Consider the following 22,080-nt stretch of genomic DNA (forward strand, 5'->3'; position numbering starts at 1 on the left):
CCTGCCCTCTCCCACCCTTGTGAGGCACCCGTGTCGTCCCACCGCGAAGCTCCCGAGATCTCCAAGGACCCGGTGGCGGACAGCACCGACCTGTACGCGTTCGTCAGCCCGGACGCGGCCGAGACGGTCACCCTGATCGCCAACTACCTTCCGCTGCAGGGCGCCGCCGGCGGCCCGAACTTCTTCGAGTTCGGCGACGACGTGCGCTACGAGATCCACATCGACAACGACGGCGACGGGCGCGCCGACATCACCTACCGCTTCGCCTTCACCACCACGGTGGTCAACCCGGACACCTTCCTCTACAACACCGCGCCGATCACCTCGCTCGACTCGCCCGCCTGGAACCGGCGTCAGAGCTACACCCTCACCCGGCTGACCGCGGACGGCCGGGAGACCGTGCTGGGCCGGGACCTGACCTGCCCGCCGTGCAACATCGGCCCGCTCTCCACGCCGGACTACCCCTCGCTGGCGAGTGCCGCGGTGCACCAGCTCGACGGCGGCCGCCAGGTCTTCGCCGGGCAGCGCGCGGAGGGCTTCTACGTCGACCTCGGCTCGATCTTCGACCTCGGCAACCTGCGGCCGTTCCAGACCCTGCACAACCAGTTCGGGATGAGCGTGTTCACCCAGAACGATCCGGGTGTCAACACCACCAAGCAGCTGAACGTGCACAGCCTCGCCCTGCAGGTCCCGATCACCGAGCTGACCAAGGACGGCTGCCGCCCGAGCGATGTGACCGACCCGCGCGCCACCATCGGGGTGTGGACCACGGCGGGCCGACGGCAGGCCCAGGTACGTCACGGCGACCCCGGCCACGGGACGCACTCCGGCCCGTTCGTCCAGGTCTCGCGGCTGGGCAACCCGCTGTTCAACGAGGTCCTCGTGCCGATGGGCAAGAAGGACCTGTGGAACTCCCAGCCGCCCTCCGACGACAAGAACTTCGCCGCCTACGTGGCCAACCCGGAGCTGGCCGGCCTGCTGCCGGTGCTCTACCCGGGGGTCTTCCCGAACCTGGACGCGCTCAACAAGTCCGGCAAGCCGCGCGCCGACCTGCTGGCCATCCTGCTCACCGGCATCCCGGCCGGGATCGTCCCTGGCTTCCAGAACTTCACCGGCGACACCCAGGCGGACCTGCTGCGGCTCAACGTGGCGGTGCCGCCCTCGTCCTCCCCCAACATCCTGGGCCTGGTGGCCGGTGACGCGGCCGGCTTCCCGAACGGCCGCCGGGTGTTCGACGACGTGGTGACCGTGGAGCTGCGGGCCATCGCCGGGCTGACCTTCCCGCTCGTGGACCCGAGCTTCACCCCCGACGCCGCAGCCGGGCAGATCACCGACGGCCTCACCCCTGCCGACGTCCAGAACCCGTACCTGACCACCTTCCCGTTCCTCGGCGTCCCCTACGACGGTTACCACAACCCGTCCTGACGCCACGTCACCCGAGGTGCCGGGCGGCTCCCCTCGGAGCCGCCCGGCACCTCTCTTCGGAGGAGAGCCCTGATGCACCACAGCCACCCGCCGCTGCCCGCACCGTCGCGTGAGGGCACCGTCGTCCTCGAGATCGGCGGCGACCTCGGCGCCCTGGTCATCCACACCGGTCCGGAGCTGGACGGGGTGGAGATCGAGGTGAGCCCCGCCGGGCGGGACCACGCCCGTACCCACGCCGCCGTCCGGCCCCGCCACCTCGGCGACCGTACGGTGCACTGCGTGGTGATCTCGCCGCTGCGCTCGGGCGAGTACACCGTCTGGCGCAACCGCGTCACGGTGGAGACCACCGTGACGGTGCGGCCGGGGCAGGTCGCCGAGCTGCGCATGGGCGCCGAGCGGCTCTGACCGCGGCGCCCGCCGGTCCGTCAGAGGGTCGCGGAACCTTGCGGTGCGCCCTCGGCGCTGCGGGCCCGGGCGGCGGCGGGCGTGACCTTCCAGTCCGGGTGGTTGGGCATGGGCGGGGTCTTCGTGCCGTAGAGCCAGTCGGTGAGGAAGCCGCCGAGATCCTGGCCCGCCACCGCGGAGGCGGTCCCGATGAAGTCGTGGGTGTCGGCGGTGCTGTCGCGGTAGCGCTGCAGGAAGGACTGCTCGATCCGGTCGAAGGTGGGGCCGCCGACCTTCTCGCGGAGCGCGTACAGGACCAGGGCGCCGCCGACGTAGCGCTGGCTGTCGAAGAGATTCGCCGCGTTGGGGGCGGCCACCGGGCCGGAGTCGTGGCGCCACTGGTCGCCCTTGGCGTAGGTGTTCTTCATCCGGGCCTCGAGCGTGGTGAGGCCTAGGGAGTCGGGCCAGCCGCGGTCGTAGCGGTACATCAGGCCGTAGAGGTCGGCGTGGCCCTCGTTGAGCCAGAGGTCCGCCCAGGTCTTCGGCGTGACGCTGTCGCCGAACCAGGAGTGGACCAGCTCGTGCATCATGTGCGAGCCGATCGACCGCTCGGGCTGCAGCAGGAAGCCGGGCTTGTAGAGGGTGAGGGTCTGGGTCTCCAGACCGGTGAAGCCGAACGCCTCCGGGGCGTCCGTGTCGGCGGGCATCAGCCCGTACGTCTCCAGCGGGAAGGCCCCTAGGCGCTGTTCGATCCAGGAGAGCTGCCCCGGCGTGAGCGCCAGCGCGGGCTCGGTGGCACCGGCCCGCGCCGTCGGGACGACGTCCCGCAGGGGCAGGCCGCCGGGCCCGGGGCGCTGACGCACCGTGTAGCGGCCGACCGAGACCTGGAGCAGTTCGGTGGCCATCGGGTCGCGGGAGAGGTACGTGCGCGTGGTCCGCCCGTCGTGCTCCGTGGTGTCGGCGAGGGAGCCGTTGGCGACGCCGAGACGGTCGCTCGGGGCGGTGACGCGGACGGTGAAGCGGGCCTTGTCGCTGGGATGGTCGTTGCACGGGAAGACCGTGTGGGCGCTGTTCGGCTGCCCCGCCACCGCGAACCCGTCGGCCGTGGGCACCCAGCCGGTGTGAGGCAGCGCGGCCCGGGGATTCGCCGTGTACTCCACCTGGACGGTCATCGTGGCTCCCGGCGCCACGGGCCGGGCCGGTGTGACGACCAGCTTCTCGTCGTGCAGCGCGAAGCCGGCCACCCGTCCGTCGACCCGCACCCGGTGAACGTCGAGGCCCAGGGCGTCGAGCTCGAAGCGGGCAAGGTCTTGCCTGGCCTGTGCGGCCATCGTGGTGACGGCCTCCACCTTCCGGGTGTCGGCGCGGTAGTCGAAGGCGAGGTCGTACTGCAGCGCGTCGTACCCGGTGTTCCCCAGCGCGGGAAACACCGGGTCTCCCAGGCCGCGCACCGGCGCCTGGGACGAACCGGCCGGGGGAAGCGCGCCCAGGCAGCAGGCCAGCGCCAGGGCGAGGGCACCGATGGGGCCGATCCGGGTGCTGCCGACCATCGCGATCACCGTTTCCTGAGGCTGCATCAGCTGACAGATCGTAGCCGAACAGAGCGCGGTCGGCCCTGTACGCCACGACCTGCCGGTGACTAACGGAAGCGGGACCGGAGCCGTCAGAACTCCTGTACGAAATACGGCTCGACGGTCATCCAGCCGTTCCCGGCAGCACCGTTGAGGCGGCCGGTGCTGCCCTTCGCGAGAAAGCGCCTGCCTTCAGCTCGTAGCGGCCAGGATCGGCCTCGTTGCCGCACCGCTTCGCTTCGTGAGCCGTCGCAGCTGGAACGCCAAGGAGTCGGATCCGAGTTCCATGAGCGGCTGGAGGCTGCTGATCTCGCGAGCTGAGGTCCAGATTCCGTCGGTGGCGGTCTGGAACGGTGTTACCGCGATGCCGTGCTGGTAGAAATCGACCTGGTCGAGGTACCGCATGCGACCAGGCGAGGGCTACCGCGCTCCGACCGAGCTGATGCCGCATGACGGATCCACCGAGAACCAGGCGGAGTCGTCCTTGGGCGAGATGATGCCAGCAGCCGAACAGCAGCCCACTGCACGGACCTGGTAAGTGCTCCGCGGCGTAGGCGAGTTCCCGGCATGGGTCCTCCTGCGACAGGCCGCGAGCGCGCGGCAGCTGCACGCTCGCCCTGGCCAGCCGAGTGAAGCATGGGTATGACACTCCGTAAATACCACCACTGGTACGCATCAGGGCCGCGACCCCGTAACGCATTTGACCGTCCGTCACCCCGATGTGAGCATGACCGCCATGACGTATGACGCCACCTACTTTGACTCGCCCGAACTCGCCGCCGCACGCCGTCTGCAGCGCGCCGGCCAGTGGGACACAGCCCTCGCTCTGCTCCCGGACGGCCACACGGCTACTGCGCTGCGTGCCGACATCCTGGTCGACCGGCACATGTGGCGACTCGACCCGGTCGATGACGCCTTGGCCGCGATCGACGCCGTTCGGGGCGCCCAGCCGAAGTTGGCCGTGTTTCTCACCGCCCAGCTCGAATACTGGCGACGCCTCTTCGGAGGGGTCGGGCCGGCGCTGGGCGGCGATCCCGTCGAGGAGTTCGCCTCCGTCGTCGATCACGCGCCACTGGCAGGCTGGGCCGCATTCTGGCGGGCCGTCACCCTGGAGAACCTGCACAAAGACCCGGTCGGCGCCGCCGAGGGCTACGCCCATGCCCATCCGCTCGCCCAGGCCGGATCCGATCTGTTGTTGGAGTCCTACGTCGTCCGCCACCAGGGCGCACAGCTCTGCGAGAAGGGCGAGAAGGAACGAGGAGTAGCCCTGCTTCGACGGTCACTACACCTGCGGGCCGCCTGCGGTGCCCGACCCCACGTCGCCGCCGCGCAGGCAACGCTGGCCGGGTCGCTCGGCTCCGTCCCGGAGGCGGAAGAGCTCCGCGCGATCGCCGCGTCCGTGGCACACGAGTTGGATCTGACCTGGCTCAAGCCGCAGGTCTGAGCCCCTGCTCAGGCCGGCCGTCAACCTCCAGCGGGTGGGGGCGGGCCGCGCCGCGAACGCCTGGTACTCAGCGCCTTCGAATGAAGTCGATCTGAACCGACGCGAGGAACGGCTGAACGCTGACACACTCCCAACCGATCGGCTCCACGGCGTTGATGATCAAGTCGATCTCCTTACGGATCATCTTCATGGACACTCTGGCGCGGGTATCGATGTCAAAGCCGGCGCCGAACGTCACATCGCCTCGGTCAAAAGCGGTTCTGGCGTCCGAAACGAGCTTCTGCATACGCCACGCATGAATCAGCCCCATGTCGCCCCTCCCCGAAGTGGCTCGCTCTCGAACGGATCGCAGGCCGGCTCACCGCCGTCGCGCAAGGCGTTCGGACCGTCACGCCAAAGGTAAGTGATGCCGCACCGGCAAGATAGAGGCCGGCAATCGGCGCCCCCGGGCGCCGCACAGCCTCGCCCGGCGGGACCGATCGCGTGCGACCTGGCGGCACCAGGCACTCGGCCCGGCCCACGAGGCGGCCAGGGCAGGTCCGGCGGCCGTGGGGCGCGGTGGAAGACGGGGGAACGGCCGGGCCGATGAGCAGCGTGGCGGAGACGGCGGCACTACTCTTCGGTGGCCCCGAGGTCGGGGTGGTCGCGCAGTTCGACGGTGTGGGCGGCGGCGGCGTGGAGTTCGAGCACCACGATCTCGTTGCGGCCGGGGTGCAGGACAGGGGCGGGGACGTAGAGAGTGCGTTGCGGGCCGCGGGACCAGTACCGGCCGAGCGGGAAGCCGTTGATCCAGGCGCTGCCCTTCGTCCAGCCGTCCAGCGCCAGGAAGGTGTCGGCCGGACGGTCCACCTCGAAGACTCCGCGATGGAAGGCCGGCCCGACCGGTGCGGCGGTGGTGGCGGTGAAGGGCAGGCCGTCCAGGCTGTCCAGCGGCAGCGGCCTGCACCTCCAGCCGTTCAGCGCCGCGCCGTTGAGGGTGACCTCGCCGAGCAGACCCTTGCGGTCATGGATGCCGGGGCCGTAGTTGACCCGGCCCTGGTTCTCGACCAGTACGGTCAGCGTCGCCGATGCCCTGGGCACCGAGAAGGCGATCGCGTGCTCGTGGTTCTCCCGTTCGAGGACGCCCACGGGCTGCCCGTCCACGAACACCTGGGCGCGGTCCCGCACCGCCGCCACCCGCAGCACGGCCGGGCCCGCCACGGGCAACTCGCTCTCGTACTGCACGAACCCGAAGGACTGGCCGAGCTGCTCCATACTCAGTGGCCGTTCGGCCCGCACCGCGCAGCCGAGCAGACCGGCGTGCGCGAACAGGCCTGCACTCTCCGCGAGTTCGACCTTACCCAGGTCGAGCTTCGGGACGGCCGACGGAGTCGGCTCGTCCGGCACGGGCGCGTACTTGGCGATCACGTCGCGGAAGGCCGTGTACTTGGCGGAGGGATCGCCGGACTCGTCGAGCGGGGAGTCGTAGTCGTACGAGGTGACGGTCGGCCGGTAGGTCCCCTTGTCGTTGGCGCCGTTGGTGAAGCCGAAGTTGGTACCGCCGTGGAACATGTAGAAGTTGACGGAGGCCCCCGCCGCGAGCAGCTCGTCCAGACTCGCGGCGGCGTCGGCAGCGCTGCGTGAGGCGTGCACACCGCCCCACCGGTCGAACCAGCCGATCCAGAACTCACTGCACATCAGCGGACCGTTCGGCTGGTGCCGCCTCAGCTCGGCGAGACTCGGCCCGACCCTGCTCCCGAAGTTGGCCGTCCGCAGCACACCGTCCAGCCCGCCGGCGGCGAGATCCGCCGGCTGGTCGGAGGTGAACAGCGGTACGTCCACCCCGTGGTGGCGCAGTTGCTCGGCCAGGTGGCCGAGGTACCCGGCGTCCTTGCCGTACGCGCCGTACTCGTTCTCCAGCTGCACCGCGAGCACCGGGCCGCCGCGTGTGCCGAGGAAGGGCAGCAGGGGCGGCAGCAGTGCCTCGAAGTACCCGTCCACGGCCGCGAGGTAGCGGGGGTCGCTGCTGCGGAGCTCGATGTCGTCCTCGGCCAGCAGCCAGGACGGCAGCCCGCCGCCCTCCCACTCCCCGCAGATGTACGGGCCCGGCCGCAGCAGGACGTACAGGCCCTCGGCGGCGGCGAGTTCGACGAACCGGGGCAGGTCGAGGCCGGCCTCCATCCGGAACTCGCCGCGCCGTGGCTCGTGCAGGTTCCACGGGACGTACGTCTCCACGGTGTTGAGGCCCATCAGCCGCGCCTTGCGGAGCCGGTCGGCCCACTGCTGCGGGTGGACCCGGAAGTAGTGCAGCCCGCCGGAGATGATCCGGAAGGGGCGGTCGTCGAGGCGGAATCCGTCGTCGGCGATCTGCAGGACAGGCATCGGTGCGGTGCTCCTAGCGGGCAGAGGGTTGGCGGCCGGCGTGCTCAGCCGCCGCTGACGGTGAACCCCTGCTGCTTCCCGTAGTCGGTGATCCGGTTCTGCCAGGCGCTGAGGCCGGGCGCGGGATCGCTGCCGGCCCCGATGGGCTGGCCCACGGTGTCCTTGAAGACCGAGTTGGCGTAGACCTGGAACGGCAGGTACTGCCAGCCGGTGGCGACGTGCGCCGAGGACTCCGCGAAGACCCGGTTGGCCTGCTGGTCGCCGAGGACCTTCACCGGGCTGTCGAGGAAGGCCTGGTCGTTGAGCAGCGCGCTGGTCGCCGGGAAGAGTCCGTTGTCGGAGAGCGACTTGACGGCGACCGGGTCGGAGTTGATCCACTGGGCGAAGGCCACCGCCGCCGCCTTGTTCTTGCTGGTGACCGGCACGACGTTGGCCGAGCCGCCGTTCTCCGCGGTGGTGGTGCTGCCGGCGTCCCACTGCGGCATCGGGGCGACCCGCCACTGGCCGGCGGTCTGCGGGATGGTGGCGGCGATGCTGCCCGGCGCCCAGGCGCCGGTGATCCACATCGCGTACCTGCCGCTGCTCATCCCCTGCCACCACTCGTTGGTCCAGCCGGGCGTCGGCTCGACGAGCTTCTTGCTCAGCAGGCTCGACCACAGGGAGGACCACTTGGCCGCGCCGGCGTCCGCGAGGTTCACCCCGATCTCGGTCTGGCTCTTGACCTGGAAGGGCCGGCTGCCCGCCTGCCAGAGCAGGCTGTCGACGCCGCCCGCGTCGCCCGGGTCGAGGGAGGTGATGTAGGCGTTCGGGTCGGCGGCATGGATCTTCTCGGCGTCGGCCGCGAACTCCTGCCAGGTCTTGGGAGGTTGGAGGCCGAGCTTCTGGAGGATGTCCTGCCGGTAGAACATCACCATCGGGCCGGTGTCCTGCGGGAAGCCGTAGGTCCCGCCGTTGACGGTGACCTGTGACCACGCCGACTCCGTGAAGGTCGACTTCAGCTTCTGCGCGCCGAAGTCGTCGAGGTTCACCAGCCGCTTGGAGAGCGCGAGTTCGGGGAGGGCGAAGTACTCGACCTGGGCGACGTCCGGGCCGCCGCTGCCGGACTTCACGGCGGTCTGCAGCTTGGTGTACTCGGCGGCCGACTGGCCCGCGTTGACCACGTTGACCTTGACGTTGGGGTACTTCTGCTCGAACAGGTCGACCGTCTTCTGGATGTTGGGCGCCCATGTCCAGTACGTCAGGGTGACGGGCTTGTCGAGCGCGCCGGCGGTGTCGGTGGAACCTCCGCCACCGCCGGAGCTGCCGCAGGCGGTGAGCGAGAGGGCGAGGGCAGCGGCGGGCAGAGCCAGCAGCAGGCGTCTGCGCGGGGAGGGCTTCGGGGCGGTCATGGCTGGAGTTCTCCTCTGAAGGGGGTGGGTACGGAGAAGTCGGGTGCGGGCGTTACTCCTTGACGCTTCCGGCCGCCAGGCCGGACTGCCAGAAGCGCTGCAGGAACAGGAAGGCGAGGACGAGGGGGACGATCGCCAGCAGGCTGCCGGTGATCACCAGGGGGTAGAAGTTGGTGGTTCCCACGCTGCTCGCGCCGGTCGCCAGGCTGTTCCACTGGTTGAGTCCGACGGTGAGCGGGAACCACTGCGGATCGCTCAGCACGATCAGCGGCAGGAAGTAGTTGTTCCAGGTCGCGACCAGCGAGAAGAGCAGCACGGTCACGAAGCCCGGGGCGAGCAGGCGCAGCGAGATGGTGAAGAAGGTGCGGAGTTCGCCCGAGCCGTCGATCCGGGCGGCCTCCAGCATCGAGTCGGGCACCGCCCCCAGCGCGTACACCCGCATCAGGTAGAGGCCGAACGGGCTGGCGAGTGACGGGATCAGGACCGCCCAGGGGCTGTCGACCAGGCCGACCTTGCTGAACAGCAGGTACGTCGGGACGGCCAGCGCGGTGCCGGGGATGGTGACGGCGCCGAGGACCACCGCGAAGATCAGCCTGCGGCCGCGGAACTCGTACTTGGCGAGGGCGTAGCCGCCGGCCGTGGAGATGACGGCCGCGCCGCCGGCGCCGAGCACGGAGTAGAGCACGGTGTTGCCGAACCAGCGGAGGTAGATGCCGCCGTCGTAGGTGACGACGTCGTGGACGTTCTGGAAGAGGTGGAAGCCGTGGCCGAACCAGAGCCCGAAGCTGTCGAAGAGCGAGGCACTGTCCTTGGTACTGCTCATCACCAGCCACAGCAGCGGGAGCAGGGTGTAGACCAGCATCAGCAGCATCACCCCGGTGAGCGCCGTACTGCCGGCGGGGCGCCGTCGGCGCGCGCGGGCGGTCACAGGACCTGCTCCTTCCGGGCCGTCCGGAGCTGGACGGTGTAGGCGACCACAGCGGTCACCGCGCCGAGCACCACGGCCACGGCGGCCGAGTAGTTGAACTGCTGGCCGTTGAAGGCGAGGTTGTAGGCGTACATGTTGGGCGTGTAGCTGGTGGTGATCACGTTGGGGGCCAGTGCCTGGAGGATGTTGGGCTCGTTGAAGAGCTGGAAGCTGCCGATGATGGAGAAGACCGTGGCCAGCAGCAGGGCCTGCCGGAGTGCGGGGATCTTGATGCTCCAGGCCTTGCGGAACTCGCCCGCGCCGTCCACCGAGGCCGCCTCGTACAGTTCCTCGGGGATCGCCCGCAGAGCCGCGTAGAGGATGAGCATGTTGTAGCCGACGTACTCCCAGGTGGCGATGTTGCCGATGGAGGCGAGCATCCAGGACTTGCCGAGCAGGTCGGGCATCGCCAGGCCGAGTGCGTCGCCGACCTGGTGGACCAGGCCGAACTGACGCCCGTACAGGTAGCCCCACATCAGCGAAGCGACCACGGCGGGGACGGCGTACGGGATGAAGATGCCGATCCGGAACAGGCCTGCCCTGATCAGCCGGCCGCTGTCCACGGCCAGGGCCGCGAGCAGGGCGAGGCCGAGCATGACCGGCACCTGAACGGCCAGGAACAGTGCCACCCGGAGCAGGCCCGCCTGGAAGAGGTGGTCGGTGAAGGCCCGCCGGTAGTTGTCGAGGCCGACGAAGACGGTGCCGCCGATCAACCGGTCCTGGAAGAAGCTCTGGTGGAGCGCGTACAGCAGGGGCGCGACGATGGCCGCCAGGAAGACCAGCAGGAACGGTGCGAGGAAGACGTACCCGTACCTGGACGGGCGTGCGGTGGGGGGCGGCTTGCTCACGGCTCGGTCCTGTCCATTCCGGCGGAACGATGTTTGCGTGGTGATGTTTGCGCGGCCATGGCCGGTTCGCCGAGAGTCTGGCCGCGGACGATCCGGGATGTCAATGGCCTGTGCGCAAGTTCCCTTCTCACCAGGCGGTTTGGCCTGGCGATCAGATGTGGACTCGGTGGCCGCTGTGCGCGATAGTGTGTTTGCGCAAACACAGCACGGCGTCCCGCTAGGGTTTCCGGGCAGCGCCGAACACCGGGAGGACGGACGGATGACGGGCCTCGACGAGAGCCAGGCGGTACCGGGCAGGAACAGGCCGCCCTCGCAGGCGGACGTGGCCGCGCTGGCCGGGGTGTCCGCCCAGACCGTCTCCCGGGTGGCCAACAACCGCACCAACGTGGACGAGGAGACCCGCGAGCGGGTGCTCTCCGCCATGCGGATGCTCGGATACCAGCGCAACACCGCCGCCCGGGCCCTGGCCACCGGGCAGTTCCACATGCTGGGCGTGATCAGCTTCGACCTCAGCGCCCACGGGAACGCGCGGACGCTGCAGGCGATCTCCCGGGCGGCCCAGAGCGCCGGGTACTCGGTCAACGTCGCGGGCGTGCAGACCCAGACCGAGGGAGCCGTCCAGCAGGCGTTCTCCCAGCTCACCAGCCAGGCGGTGGACGGCATCGTCCTGATCGAAGCGCAGATCCTGGACCGGCCCGGCCTCCAACTGCCCTCCGGTGTCCCGGTGGTGGTCGCGGACGGGGACCCGGACCAGCGCTTCCCCTCCGTCGACAACAACCAGGCCGCCGGCGCCCGGGCCGCGACCGAGCACCTGCTCTCGCTGGGACACCACACGGTTTGGCACCTCGCCGGGCCGCAGGACTCCTACTCGGCCAGGCGCCGGGCCGCCGCCTGGCACAGCACCCTCAAGGAGGCCGGCGCACCGGTACCGCCGCTCCTCTTCGGCGACTGGAGCGCCGAGTCCGGGTACGCCATCGGCAAGGAGCTCGCCGCCCGCCGCGAGGTCACCGCCGTGTTCGCCGCCAACGACCACATGGCCCTCGGCCTGATCCGGGCCCTGCACGAAGCCGGTCGCGGAGTACCGGACGAGGTCAGCGTCGTCGGCTTCGACGACGTCGCCGAGTCGGCCTTCTTCCTGCCGCCGCTGACCACGGTGCACCAGGACTTCGAAGAGGTCGGCCGTCAGTGCGTGACCCTGCTCCTGGACCAGATCACCACCGGTCGCAACGCCGCCGGCACGGTCACCACCGTCCCGCCCCGGCTGGTCGAGCGCGCGAGCACCGCCCGACCGCACTGAAGCGGAGCCCGATCCGAACCGAGCTCCCGGTCCACGGTTCGCAGGCGCGGATGGCCGAAGGACGGCCTCCGCGCGATTGCCGCGTGACGGCCGCGGCCACGACCTGATCCGGATGCTCTCGCGCGACGGCAACCCCACCGGGATCGGCGACGCCTTCGCCCACTACGGCCGGATCTTCAGAACCCTGCATCTGCTGCAGTTCATCTCCGACGAGGGCTTCCGCCGCATGATCGGCGCCCAGCTCAACGTCGCCGAAGCCCCGACACCGCCGTCGAACGGCTCGCCGCCGACGGCTTCACCGTGACCGACGACCCGCTTGCCCGCTGCGCGACCCGCACGCCCCCGAGGAAAACGCCCCCGACGACGAGTGAGGGCACCGGTCGGCGTACAGGGCCGGGGATCGGAAGCGCCGTGTTGCTTGGGAGGCCGACAGGAGGACTGTCGCGCACCAGGGCGATGGCGAGGGAGACCAGGCCGCCCAGAGCGAGGCTGGCGCGAAGGTGCCGGGGGAGGTTATCGTCGAGCAAGTAGAACGACCAGTCTTTCTCCTTCCTGGGATCGGAAAGCCCGTTGCGGCGCCGTTCGCCCGGCCGTGTGAGCCACGGCCGCCCACGGCTCTGGCAGGGCGGCGGCAGGACCTCCGGAGGTGGATCCTGGCAGTGAGCCGGGCGCGGCACGGCGACGTGTGCGACGGCGGCCCTGGATGGAATGACCGGTCTTTCTACCTGGTGTGGTCACAGGGCTCCCGCTCTCCGAGCGGGGCGGTTTTCGCGAAGACGGAGCAGGTTATGTCCAACATCCTCGGCGCCCCGGCCTGGCCGGGGCCCCGCAGAGGGTCGCCGTTTCGCGCGGCCCGGAGGGAATCAGCCCTGCGATCGGATCAGCCGGACCGCGTCCAGCAAGGTCCTGCGGGCAGCCGTCGAGTCGTCCAGGTAGCCGGCGACCATCGCACCGTCGTAGAGCATCAGCAGAGCCCCGGCAGCCGACTTCGGGTCGCTGTGGCCGAGCCGGGCGAGCAGTTCCTGGAAGAGGGCGCGGAGCCAGTCCCGATGGGACGCGACCAGGCCGCGCACAGGATGGGTGGCGTCCGGGTACTCGGCGGCCGCGTTCATGAACGGCGATCCGCGAAACCCGCGCTCGCGGGCGTGCTCGGCGATCGCCTCGAAGATCAGATCGATGGCCTCCGCAGGCGGGTGCCCGACGGCCAGCGGTTCGGCCACTGCCCGGTAGTAGGCATCCTTGGTCAGCAGATAGGCCACCACCAGGTCGTCCTTGGACGCGAAGTGCCGGTAGAAGGTCGCCTTCGTCACCCCCGCCTCGGCGATCAGCCGCTCCACTCCGATGGCACGTACGCCCTCGTAGTAGAACAGCCGCGACGCGGCGCGGACCAGGCGCTCGCGAGGCGGAAGTTCCCGCTCGGCCTCGGTGCCCTGGCGAGTGGCGTCGGTGGTCTGCCCGGTGATGCTCACCTCCACATTGTGCCCTTGGCCCGGCCTTGAGCGGCCTCCACCCCCGTACGGCCCACACAAAGAGGACCGTCCGCCCCTGTCCCGCACGGCCCGCACGGCCCGCACGGCCCGCACGGCCCGCACGGCCCGCAACAGCGTGGCCCGTCATCGAAAGGCTTGAACCATGACTCGTCGCCTTGAAGGAACCGTCGCCCTGGTCACCGGAGCCTCCAGCGGCATCGGCCACGCCACCGCCTTGGAGCTCGCCCGTGAGGGGGCGTCAGTGGCGCTGGTCGGCCGACGCGAGGACCGGCTCACCGACCTCGCCGCGGAGATCTCCAGCGCCGGTGGGCAGGCACTGGTCGTGCCCGCCGACATCACCGACGCCCAAGCCGCCGCGGAAGCGGTCTCCCGGGCAGTCGAGGGCCTGGGCCGCCTGGACATCCTGGTCAACAACGCCGGTCTCATGCTGCTCGGGCCTGCCCCCGACGCGGACCTCAACGACTGGCGGCGCATGATGGACATCAACCTCATGGGCCTGATGTACACCACCCACGCGGCCGTCCCCCACCTGCTCAAGGCAGCCACCCAGGACCCGCGCCAGGTCGCCGACATCGTCAACATCGGCTCGGTCGCAGGCCGCAGCGCCTTCGCCATGTCCGCGGTGTACTGCGCCACCAAGTTCGGCGTCGGCGCCTTCACCGAATCGCTGCGCCAGGAGCTGGCACGCCAGCACGTCCGCGTGTCCGTGGTCGAGCCGGGCAGCGTCGACACCGAGCTGCGCACGCACAATCCGGACGTCGTTCAGCAGTTGATCGCCAGCTCCCTGGGCGACATCGAGCGGCTGCAGAGCCAGGACATCGCCGACGCCCTCGGCTACATCGTCACCCGCCCCCGGCACGTGGCCGTCAACGAGCTGCTCGTGCGCCCCACCGAGCAGGTCTGAACACCTAACCCGTGGCACGGCCTGGTCCCGCCGATCGGCGGGACCAGGACGATGGCGGACAGGACCAAGCGGCGACCAGCTGCGTGGAAGCAAGGTCGTGACCCGGTTCACCGTTCGGTCGGCCGCCAGAACGCTGCCTCACCTCTGGGAGAACACAGATGAACAGAATCCTCGCCGTTGTCACCAACCAGGCGACCTACGGGACGAACCCCCACCGGACCGGCCTGTGGATCGCAGAGCTGGTTCACTTCTACGACGGAGTCCGCCAGGCCGGCTTCGAGGTCGACATCGTCAGTCCAGCAGGGGGGCAGGTGCCGCTGGATCCACGCAGCACCAGATGGGCCGACAAGCAGGCACGCGAATACCTGAATGATCGTGCGTTCATGTCGAGCCTGAACCGCACGACCAGCGCGGCCGACGTCGACCCCGCCCAGTATGCCGCGATCTTCTACACAGGCGGACACGGCGTCATGTGGGACTTCCCCTCCAACGTCGCGCTCCAGCAGGCCGCGCGCCAGATCTACGAGAACGGCGGCGTGGTCTCCTCGGTCTGCCACGGCGCGAGCGGACTGCTGAACATCACGCTCTCCGACGGCTCCCTGCTCGTCGACGGCCGCACGGTCACCGGGTTCTCCACCATCGAGGAGCGCATCGCCATGGTGAAGAGGCGGGTGCCGTTCCTGCTGGAGGACGAACTCCGCAACCGGGGCGCTCACTACATCAGGAACACCATCCCGATGACCCCCTTCGCCACCGCTGACGGCAGGCTCGTGACCGGACAGAACCCGTACTCCACCAAGGCCGTTACTGCAAAGATCATCGAGACGCTGCACCGTCTTTGAACACGACCTGCCCGGTTGGGGCGCGGTTCAGAACCGCGCCCTTGTTGAGGACATCGCCAGGCTCGTCCGCCGCCCGGGGCACTCGCCGACCTCTTCGGTGTCCCCCGCTCCACCGTCCTTGCCATCTCAACCGCGCCACGATCCCCCGACAGCTGACGAAGAGCACATCAGCACAGCGGTGACCGACGGCTCCGCCCTACCGCCAGGACGAACTTGATTGCTACCCGCCGGTAAGTTTGGCCGATCATCGTCTCACCAACGCTCCGTCTCGCGCCCTACGCTCCGACTCGGGTGTCCCCTTGGCACCACGACCCGAGCCCTGATGGAGCATCAATGACGCGATCCCACCGCACCTTCGGAAGCCGCCGCCTGCGAGGTCTGGCGGCAGGTGCAGCGATCGTCGCGGCACTTGCCGTCACCGCGGCTCCGGCGTCGGCGGTCCCGTCGGCCGGCTCTGCGGTGGCCGTCGCCGGGGCCCTGCCGTCCTTCCGCCTTGCCGACATGGCGATGAAGGACGGCGTGGTCCTCAAGGCCGACGTCTTCACCCCGGCGCCCGGTACGCCCGGCGCCGACGAGCGGGGCCGCTACCCGGCCATCGTCCAGCCGGCCAGCTGGGGGCAGAACGACCTGGAGTACATCGCCCAGGGCAGGCAGCTCGCCGCCGACGGCTACGTGGTCGTCACGTACACCGTGCGCGGGTTCTGGCTCTCCGGCGGCAAGGTCGACGTGGCGGGGCCCACCGACGTGGCCGACATCTCCTCGGTCATCGACTGGACGCTCGCCCACACCTCGGCCGACCCGCGACGCCTGGGCATGACGGGCCTGTCCCTGGGCGGGGGCCTGACCTTGATGGGCGCCGCGTTCGACCCGCGGATCAAGGCGGTCGCCGCGATGAGCGGCTGGGGGGACCTCACCGACTCCCTGTACAGCGGTCAGACCCGGCACCTGCAGGCCGCCGCCTTTCTGACCGCCATTCAGACACCCACCGGACGCCGGGGCGCCGAGCTGGACCGGGCCCTGGCCGACCTCTTCGCCGACCGTGAGCTGCCCGAGGTCGTCAAGTGGGCGCAGACCAGGTCCCCCGCCACGTACGTGGACCGGATCAACGCCAACGGTACGGCGGTCTTCCTCGCCAACGCGTGGGGCGACAGCATCTTCAACCCCAGCGAGATCGCCGCCTTCTACCAGCGGCTGACCGGCCCCAAGCGACTCGAACTGCGCCCCGGGGACCACGCCACCCAGGAGCTGACCAGCCTGCTCGGCCTGCACAACGCCACCTGGGCGAGCGCGCGAGCCTGGTTCGACCAACACCTCAAGGGCGCCGTCGCCGACACCAGGCAGCCGGTCGAACTGGAGGTCCGCCCGAGCGGCCGGCACGAGAGCTACCCGGACTGGCAGTCCGTCGGTTCCCACGCCCAGCGCCTGCGACTCGGCAGCGCGAACCTCCTCGGGACGGGCACCCTCGGCGGTGCTGCCACCACGGGCTGGCACACCTCCGTCGTCGGCGGTACGGACTCGGGCGCCGACGGCGGCCCCACCGAACTGTCCGGGCTGCTCGACCAGGTCGCCAAGCTGTCGCCGACGGTCGTCCTCCCGCTGCTGCCGCGCTCCGCCGGAGCCGTCTGGCAGTCGGCACCGTACGCGGCGGCGCAGCAGATCCGCGGCAGCGCGAAGCTGCACACGACGGTCACAGCCTCCGCGTCCGAGGGCACGGTGTTCGGCTACCTCTACGACGTGAACGCCCTCGGCGTGGGGAAGTTGATCTCCCATGCCCCGCAGAGCTGGTCCGGCAGGCAGCCTGGGCAGGCCTTCCCCCTGGACGTCTCCCTGTTCGCCACCGCCTACGACCTGCCCGCCGGCCACCGACTCGCCCTGGTCCTCGACACCAAGGACCCGCTGTACGGCGGCCGCACCCCGCTGGGCAGCCGGGTGTCGTTCAGCTCCCCGGCGGACGACCCGTCCGAGCTGACGCTGCCTCTGCGCTGACCGCCGCCCAGGGCCATACTCGCAAGGTGGACTGTCTCTTCTGCGCGGTGGTGGCGGGCTCCGCGCACGCGCACCGGGTGTTGGACGACGAGGTGGCGGTGGCGTTCCTGGACCACCGGCCGCTCTTCCCCGGGCACGTCCTGGTGGTCCCCCGCCGGCACGTCGAGACGGTGACCGACCTGCCCCCGGGGGACGTCGGGCCGTTCTTCACCCGGGTCCAGCGCGTCACCGCCGCCGTGGAGCGGGGCATGGGAGCGGTCGGTAGTTTCGTGGCGGCCAACAACCGGATCAGCCAGTCGGTGCCTCACCTGCACGTCCACGTGGTGCCCCGCAATCCGAAGGACGGCCTGCGCGGGTTCTTCTGGCCGCGCAGCCGGTACGCGAGCGAGGCCGAGGCCGCCGAGGTCACCGCGCGTCTGCGGGCCGCGATCCCCGAGCCGGACTGAGCGGGCCGCTCGGGGCCGGCTCTGCCACGGTCAGGACCGCGAGGTGGTGCAGCAGGCGGCCGTGGAGCTGCTGCGCGGCCGTGTCCGTGAGCAGCCGCCACCGGTGTTCCAGGTGACCGCGTACGCCGTCGGGCCCGACCCGGAGCGAGAGGGTCGCGTCGAAGCGCCCGCCCGTCCGGGCGACGGGCACCGGTGTACAGCGGACGCCGCCCAGACGGAGCTCGGGCTCCTCGTCCAGGCTGAAGTAGCAGGACGGGAAGTCGGCGTGGCGCAGCCTGGCGGCCCGGCGCACCTCGGCCACCAGCGCGGGGAGCGGTACCCGGTGCTCGGGCCTGGTGAGGTCGTCGAGCCCGTCCGCCAGGGTGCGCAGGGCGGTGTCGGCCGTGAGGTCTCGCCGGACGCCGCGCAGTACGGCCGTGTCGACCAGGCAGCCGGCCGTCCGCTCGGCGTCGAGCCAGGCCCGGTCGGTGACCGCAACGCCGAGCGGGAAGTCCGAGCGGCCGAGGACGTCACACAGGGCCTGCTCGTACGCCGCGAGGAGGACGACCGCCGGCGTGACCCCGGCGGAGGCGGCGACGGCGCTCAGTTGTGCCGTGGTCGTCGGGTCGAGGGAGACGGCGAGGGTCCCGGTCCGCAGCCCGGTGCCTGCCCCCACGGCGGATTCCGGGGTAACGGTGCCCTCCAGGAGTGCCGCGGCGCGGCGGACCCGGTCGGGGAGGCCCGGGCGGGTGAGGAAGCCGGTCCGCTCCGCCATGAGGTCGCAGATGGTCCGGCCCGCCCGGTCGGGCGGCACGGAGGAGTCGTAGCAGCGGGCCAGGTCCGCCAGCAGGATCCGGGCCGACCAGCCGTCGGTCGCGAGGTGGTGCCAGACCAGGAGGAGCAGGCGCTGCCCGTCGGGGGTGCGGCAGAGCAGCGGCCGGAAGAGCGGACCGGCCGTCACATCCACCGAGCGCCGGACCAGCTCGGCCAGATCCGGTGCCTCGCCGAGCTCGCGTTCCTCGAGGGCCGGCCGGGCGCCGGACAGGTCCATCCAGGGCCCGTCCGGCTGCTCCCGCACGGCGGCGGAGAGGACGGGATGCGCGTCGCAGACCGCGGCCACCGCCTTCGCCAGACGCTCCGCCTCGACCCCGGGCGGCAGCTCGAAGCAGAGTGCCTCGGCGTACATGCCGCGGCCGGCGTGCACCTTGTCCTGGAACCACATGCCCTGCTCGGTCGTGCCGAGCGGCGCCGTCCCCGCCCCGGCGCCGGCGCCCGGGCGCGCGGGCGGGGCCGCGTCGAGGAGCTCGGCGAGGTGCCGGATGCCGCCCGCGCGCATCACGTCGGCAGCCCACACCTGTCGGCCGGTGCCGAGGCGCAGCGCGGCCGCGACCCGTACCGCGCCGAGGGAGGTGCCGCCCGCTTCGGCGAACCCTGCCGTGAGCAGCACCGGATGGCGGAGCTCGGCCTGCCAGGCCCGCGCCACCACGGCGGCGGTGCCCGCCGCGAGTTCAACCGCTTCTGCAGGCGCGGCCGGCAGCGGCAGGGCGGCCAGCGCCGCGTGGTCGGTCTTGCCGTGCCGGGTCTGCGGCAGGGCGGGCAATGGCAGGATCACCTGCGGCACGGCGTACGAGGGCAGCAGCAGCCCCAGGCCGGCCCGCAGGGCCCGGTCGTCCCACCGCCCGCCCGCCTCCGGAACGACGTACGCCACCAGGGCGGCCCCTGCCCCGGGCAGCTCCCGGCGGCCGACCACCACCTCGCGGACCCGCGCGCTCTGCCGGATCGCGGTCTCGACCTCCCCGGGTTCGATCCGGTGGCCGTTGATCTTGAGCTGCCGGTCCACCCGCTCGACGAAGACGAGTTCCCCGTCGGGGCGGGTGGTGACCCGGTCCCCGGTGCGGTACGCGCGCTCCCCGCTCCCGTCCGGGGCGGTCACGAAGCCGGTCGCCGAGGCGCCGTCGGCGTGCAGATAGCCGCGGGCGACACCGGCGCCGACGACCAGCAGCTCGCCGGTGCCGGTTGCGCTCACGCGGCCGCGTTCGTCCAGCAGGAGCACCCGGTTGCCCGCCACCGGCGTGCCGATCGGTGTGCGCTCGTGCGGCTCGCCGCCGGTGGCCGACACGGTGTGCAGGGTGCAGCAGATGGTGGTCTCCGCCGGGCCGTAGCCGTTCACCACCATCAGCCCGGGCCTGGCCCGGCACAGCGACTGCAGAAGGCCCAGTGCGATCGGCTCGACGCCCACCAGCAGCCGCACCAGCCCGGCACAGTACTGCCGGTCGGCCCGGAGCAGCGCGCAGAACTCGGGCAGCAGGGCCGGGGGGACGTACGCGCTCTGCACCCCGTGCCGATGGAGGTGGTCGGCGAACCGCGGGGCCTCCAGGCGGTTCTCCTGCGGCACCACGACGAGGTGACCGCCCCGGGTGAGTGGTGCCCAGACCTCCCAGGCGGCGACGTCGAAGGAGGGGTTGGTCCACCACGAGCCGGTGAACGCCGTCGGCACCGGTGCCCGGCGGTCGAGGTCCCGGAGCAGGTTGACCACGCCGCCGTGCTCCACCTGCACGGCTTTCGGGACGCCCGTCGAGCCCGAGGTGTGCACGACGTACGCGACGTCGTCCGCCCGTACCGCCGGCTCTGAGACGGTCGCCGTGCGGTCCTGGCGCCAGGGCCCGACGGCGACGCCGGGCACCAGTGCGCCGGGCAGCCCGGCGGCCGGCCCGGCCTCGGCGACGACGGCTCCGGGCGAGCAGTTCGCCAGGATCGTCCGGAGGCGCTCGGCCGGCTGCTGCGGATCGAGCGGCACGTAGGCCGCCCCGAGGCTCATGGCCGCCAGCGCCGCCGCGACCGCCTCCCGGCCGGGCGTCAGCACCAGCCCCACCCGGCTGCCGGGGCCGACCCCCCGGTCGGCGAACTCCCTTGCCAGCAGGTCGACTCGAGCGGCCAGCGCGCAGTAGTCGGCCGTGCCGTCGGGCGCGGTGACCGCGGGCAGCCCGGGGTTCCGCCGAGCAGCGGCGAGGATCGGGCGGACCAGATCGGCGGCCGGGCGGCCGGGCGGCGTGGCCGATGAACGCGTCATGGGCGGGCACTCCTGGTAGGGGCCGTGAAACGGTGGGCCTAGGCCAGAGTCCGGGGCTGGGGCTGGGGCTGGGGCTGGGGCTGGGGCTGGAGCTGGTCCAAGGCCGCCAGGTCCACCTTGCCGTGCGCCGTCAGCGGCAGGGCCCGGTGGGTGGTGAAACGCGAGGGCACCATGTACCGGGGCAGCAACTCCGCGACATGCCTGCGGAGTTCGGTACGCGAGGGGCCGGGCTCGCGGTGCGGCACGACATGGGCCACCAGGACCGGGTCCCCGACGGGGTTGCGGGGCGCGGTGACGACGCAGGCGGCGACCTCCGGGTGGGAGAGGACTGCTGCCGCCACCTCGCCACGCTCGATCCGGAGGCCGCGCAGCTGGATCTGGTCGTCCTTGCGCCCGATGTAGTGCAACCCGCCCTGATCGTCCTCGACCGCCCAGTCACCGCTGCGGTACACCGGTCCGGCGATGCCCGGCAGGCGGATGAAGCGCTCGGCGGTCTGCTCCGGCCTGTTCAGGTATCCCTCCCCCACCCCCGCGCCGTGGACGGCGAGTTCGCCGGGGGTGCCGGGCGGGACCGGCCGCAGGTCGGGGTCGAGCAGCAGCACGCCGAGATGCGCGAGCGGCCTGCCGATCGGGGTGGTACCCGCGGGCCCCGCCTGCGGCTCGCCGTCCAGCGCGCAGCACGTGACGTGCACGGTGGTCTCGGTGATCCCGTACATGTTGGCCAGCCGGGCCCCGGGCGCGCAGCCGGCATCCCGCCAGCGGCGGACGTCCGAGAGGTTGACCGCCTCGCCGCCGAACACGATCTGCCGCAGCGCGGGCAGGGATCGCCCGGACTCGGCCATCGCGGCGACCAACTGCCCGAACGCCGAGGGCACTTGGTTCAGCACGGTGATCCGGTGGCCGGCCAGCAGCCCGGCCAGCAGGCTCGCGTCGTAGGTGCACTCGACCGGGACGACGACCGCGCTGCCGCCGTGCCACCAGGCGCCCCACATCTCCCAGACGCTGAAGTCGAAGCTGTGCGAGTGGACCAGTGCCCAGCGGTCCTCGGGGCCGAAGTCGAAGTGCTCCTCGGTGGCCGCCATCAGCGCCGCCACCTGACGCTGGCTCACCGGCACCCCCTTGGGCCGGCCGGTCGAGCCTGAGGTGTAGATGACGTACGCGGTGCCGGGCGGCAGCGTCCGCCCGTCCGGGTGCGGCGTCGACGGCGCGCCGGGCACCGGCAGTACCGCCAGGTCAGTCCCCGCACCGGCCTCGGACGGGGCCTGCTGGAGGACATGACGGATACCCGAGTCGCCCACCAGGTGGTCCTGCCGGGCGGCGGGGTACGCGGGGTCGATCGGGAGGTAGCCGCAGCCGTGCCCCAGCACGCCCAGCACCGCGGCCGCCACGTCGGCGCCGCGCGGCAGCCGTACGCCGACCAGCTCGCCCGGCCGCACCCCCGCCTCGGTGAGCAGCGTGGTGACGCGCCCGGCGGCCAGGGCCAGCTCGGCGTAGCTCAGGCTCCGCTCGCCCTCGGTCAGCGCGACGGCCTCGGGGCGGCGCTCGGCCTGCTCCCGGAAACGGCGCAGCAGCGCGTCCACCGGTATTTCGGGAAGCTCCGCCTCGGCGAGCTCCGCGGCCGTCGCCCGGCCTGCTTCTCCCGTCACGGACAAATCCGGACCCCCGCCCTTCGCGCGCC

General features: G+C 71.4%; 19 protein-coding genes. 9 read left to right on the forward strand and 10 right to left on the reverse strand.

From position 1 onward, the window contains the following. Window positions 1-30 precede the first annotated feature (30 nt). Both FB465_RS01940 and FB465_RS01945 read left to right on the forward strand, forming a co-directional pair. Complete coding sequence (locus tag FB465_RS01940) at window positions 31-1,425, forward strand: DUF4331 domain-containing protein (protein WP_145787013.1); 1,395 nt, start codon at window positions 31-33, stop codon at window positions 1,423-1,425. A 72-nt stretch (window positions 1,426-1,497) separates the two neighbouring features. Next, window positions 1,498-1,830 (forward strand): phospholipase, encoded by a 333-nt coding sequence (locus FB465_RS01945; protein ID WP_145787015.1) that lies wholly within the window; start codon window positions 1,498-1,500, stop codon window positions 1,828-1,830. Window positions 1,831-1,850: 20 nt separating this feature from the next. Here FB465_RS01945 and FB465_RS01950 read toward each other — a convergent pair whose 3' ends face one another. Together FB465_RS01950 and FB465_RS01955 are read right to left on the reverse strand one after the other, a co-directional pair. After that, the gene (locus tag FB465_RS01950) at window positions 1,851-3,386 is read right to left on the reverse strand and encodes a M1 family metallopeptidase (protein ID WP_246192449.1); all 1,536 of its coding nucleotides are present in this window, start codon (window positions 3,384-3,386) and stop codon (window positions 1,851-1,853) included. A gap of 186 nt (window positions 3,387-3,572) precedes the next feature. Then, complete coding sequence (locus tag FB465_RS01955; protein ID WP_145787017.1) at window positions 3,573-3,785, reverse strand: hypothetical protein; 213 nt, start codon at window positions 3,783-3,785, stop codon at window positions 3,573-3,575. A 331-nt stretch (window positions 3,786-4,116) separates the two neighbouring features. Here FB465_RS01955 and FB465_RS01960 point away from each other — a divergent pair, with 331 nt between their 5' ends. Continuing rightward, window positions 4,117-4,824, forward strand: coding sequence for a hypothetical protein (locus tag FB465_RS01960; RefSeq protein WP_145787019.1), 708 nt, complete (start codon window positions 4,117-4,119; stop codon window positions 4,822-4,824). A 67-nt stretch (window positions 4,825-4,891) separates the two neighbouring features. Here the strand turns inward: FB465_RS01960 and FB465_RS01965 are convergent, their stop codons facing one another. From FB465_RS01965 to FB465_RS01985, 5 genes are all read right to left on the reverse strand, one after another. Continuing rightward, entirely contained in the window at window positions 4,892-5,134 is a 243-nt protein-coding gene (locus tag FB465_RS01965; protein ID WP_145787021.1) for a hypothetical protein, read from the reverse strand. Between the two features lie 302 nt (window positions 5,135-5,436). Beyond that, window positions 5,437-7,185, reverse strand: coding sequence for a glycoside hydrolase family 35 protein (locus tag FB465_RS01970; protein ID WP_145787023.1), 1,749 nt, complete (start codon window positions 7,183-7,185; stop codon window positions 5,437-5,439). 44 nt (window positions 7,186-7,229) lie between these two features. Beyond that, window positions 7,230-8,573 (reverse strand): ABC transporter substrate-binding protein, encoded by a 1,344-nt coding sequence (locus tag FB465_RS01975; protein ID WP_145787025.1) that lies wholly within the window; start codon window positions 8,571-8,573, stop codon window positions 7,230-7,232. A 52-nt stretch (window positions 8,574-8,625) separates the two neighbouring features. After that, window positions 8,626-9,501 (reverse strand): carbohydrate ABC transporter permease, encoded by an 876-nt coding sequence (locus FB465_RS01980; RefSeq protein WP_246192450.1) that lies wholly within the window; start codon window positions 9,499-9,501, stop codon window positions 8,626-8,628. Further along, a complete protein-coding gene (locus FB465_RS01985; protein WP_145787027.1) occupies window positions 9,498-10,388 on the reverse strand; it encodes a carbohydrate ABC transporter permease in 891 nt (296 codons plus the stop codon). The genes FB465_RS01980 and FB465_RS01985 overlap by 4 nt, the downstream gene beginning before the upstream one ends. Before the next feature lie 259 nt (window positions 10,389-10,647). On the opposite strand from FB465_RS01985, the gene FB465_RS01990 reads away from it, so the two are divergent. After that, complete coding sequence (locus FB465_RS01990) at window positions 10,648-11,685, forward strand: LacI family DNA-binding transcriptional regulator (protein ID WP_145787029.1); 1,038 nt, start codon at window positions 10,648-10,650, stop codon at window positions 11,683-11,685. 76 nt (window positions 11,686-11,761) lie between these two features. Beyond that, window positions 11,762-11,989 (forward strand): Tn3 family transposase, encoded by a 228-nt coding sequence (locus FB465_RS01995; protein ID WP_145787032.1) that lies wholly within the window; start codon window positions 11,762-11,764, stop codon window positions 11,987-11,989. 559 nt (window positions 11,990-12,548) lie between these two features. On the opposite strand, the gene FB465_RS02000 is transcribed toward FB465_RS01995, so the two are convergent. Continuing rightward, the gene (locus FB465_RS02000) at window positions 12,549-13,154 is read right to left on the reverse strand and encodes a TetR/AcrR family transcriptional regulator (RefSeq protein WP_246192451.1); all 606 of its coding nucleotides are present in this window, start codon (window positions 13,152-13,154) and stop codon (window positions 12,549-12,551) included. A gap of 163 nt (window positions 13,155-13,317) precedes the next feature. On the opposite strand from FB465_RS02000, the gene FB465_RS02005 reads away from it, so the two are divergent. From FB465_RS02005 to FB465_RS02020, 4 genes are all read left to right on the forward strand, one after another. Further along, window positions 13,318-14,079 (forward strand): SDR family NAD(P)-dependent oxidoreductase, encoded by a 762-nt coding sequence (locus FB465_RS02005; protein ID WP_145787034.1) that lies wholly within the window; start codon window positions 13,318-13,320, stop codon window positions 14,077-14,079. A 158-nt stretch (window positions 14,080-14,237) separates the two neighbouring features. Continuing rightward, window positions 14,238-14,921, forward strand: a complete 684-nt coding sequence (locus tag FB465_RS02010; protein ID WP_145787036.1) for a type 1 glutamine amidotransferase domain-containing protein — start codon at window positions 14,238-14,240, stop codon at window positions 14,919-14,921. Between the two features lie 333 nt (window positions 14,922-15,254). Beyond that, window positions 15,255-16,907: a CocE/NonD family hydrolase gene (locus FB465_RS02015; protein ID WP_145787038.1), complete on the forward strand. Its 1,653-nt coding sequence runs from the start codon at window positions 15,255-15,257 to the stop codon at window positions 16,905-16,907. A gap of 26 nt (window positions 16,908-16,933) precedes the next feature. Continuing rightward, a complete protein-coding gene (locus tag FB465_RS02020) occupies window positions 16,934-17,353 on the forward strand; it encodes an HIT family protein (RefSeq protein ID WP_145787040.1) in 420 nt (139 codons plus the stop codon). Here FB465_RS02020 and FB465_RS02025 read toward each other — a convergent pair. Then, a complete protein-coding gene (locus FB465_RS02025; RefSeq protein WP_145787042.1) occupies window positions 17,313-20,402 on the reverse strand; it encodes an amino acid adenylation domain-containing protein in 3,090 nt (1,029 codons plus the stop codon). The genes FB465_RS02020 and FB465_RS02025 overlap by 41 nt on opposite strands. A gap of 38 nt (window positions 20,403-20,440) precedes the next feature. Continuing rightward, a complete protein-coding gene (locus FB465_RS02030) occupies window positions 20,441-22,048 on the reverse strand; it encodes an amino acid adenylation domain-containing protein (RefSeq protein ID WP_246192452.1) in 1,608 nt (535 codons plus the stop codon). Between the last annotated feature and the right edge of the window lie 32 nt (window positions 22,049-22,080).

It is taken from the genome of Kitasatospora atroaurantiaca, assembly GCF_007828955.1.
GTDB lineage: Bacteria > Actinomycetota > Actinomycetes > Streptomycetales > Streptomycetaceae > Kitasatospora > Kitasatospora atroaurantiaca.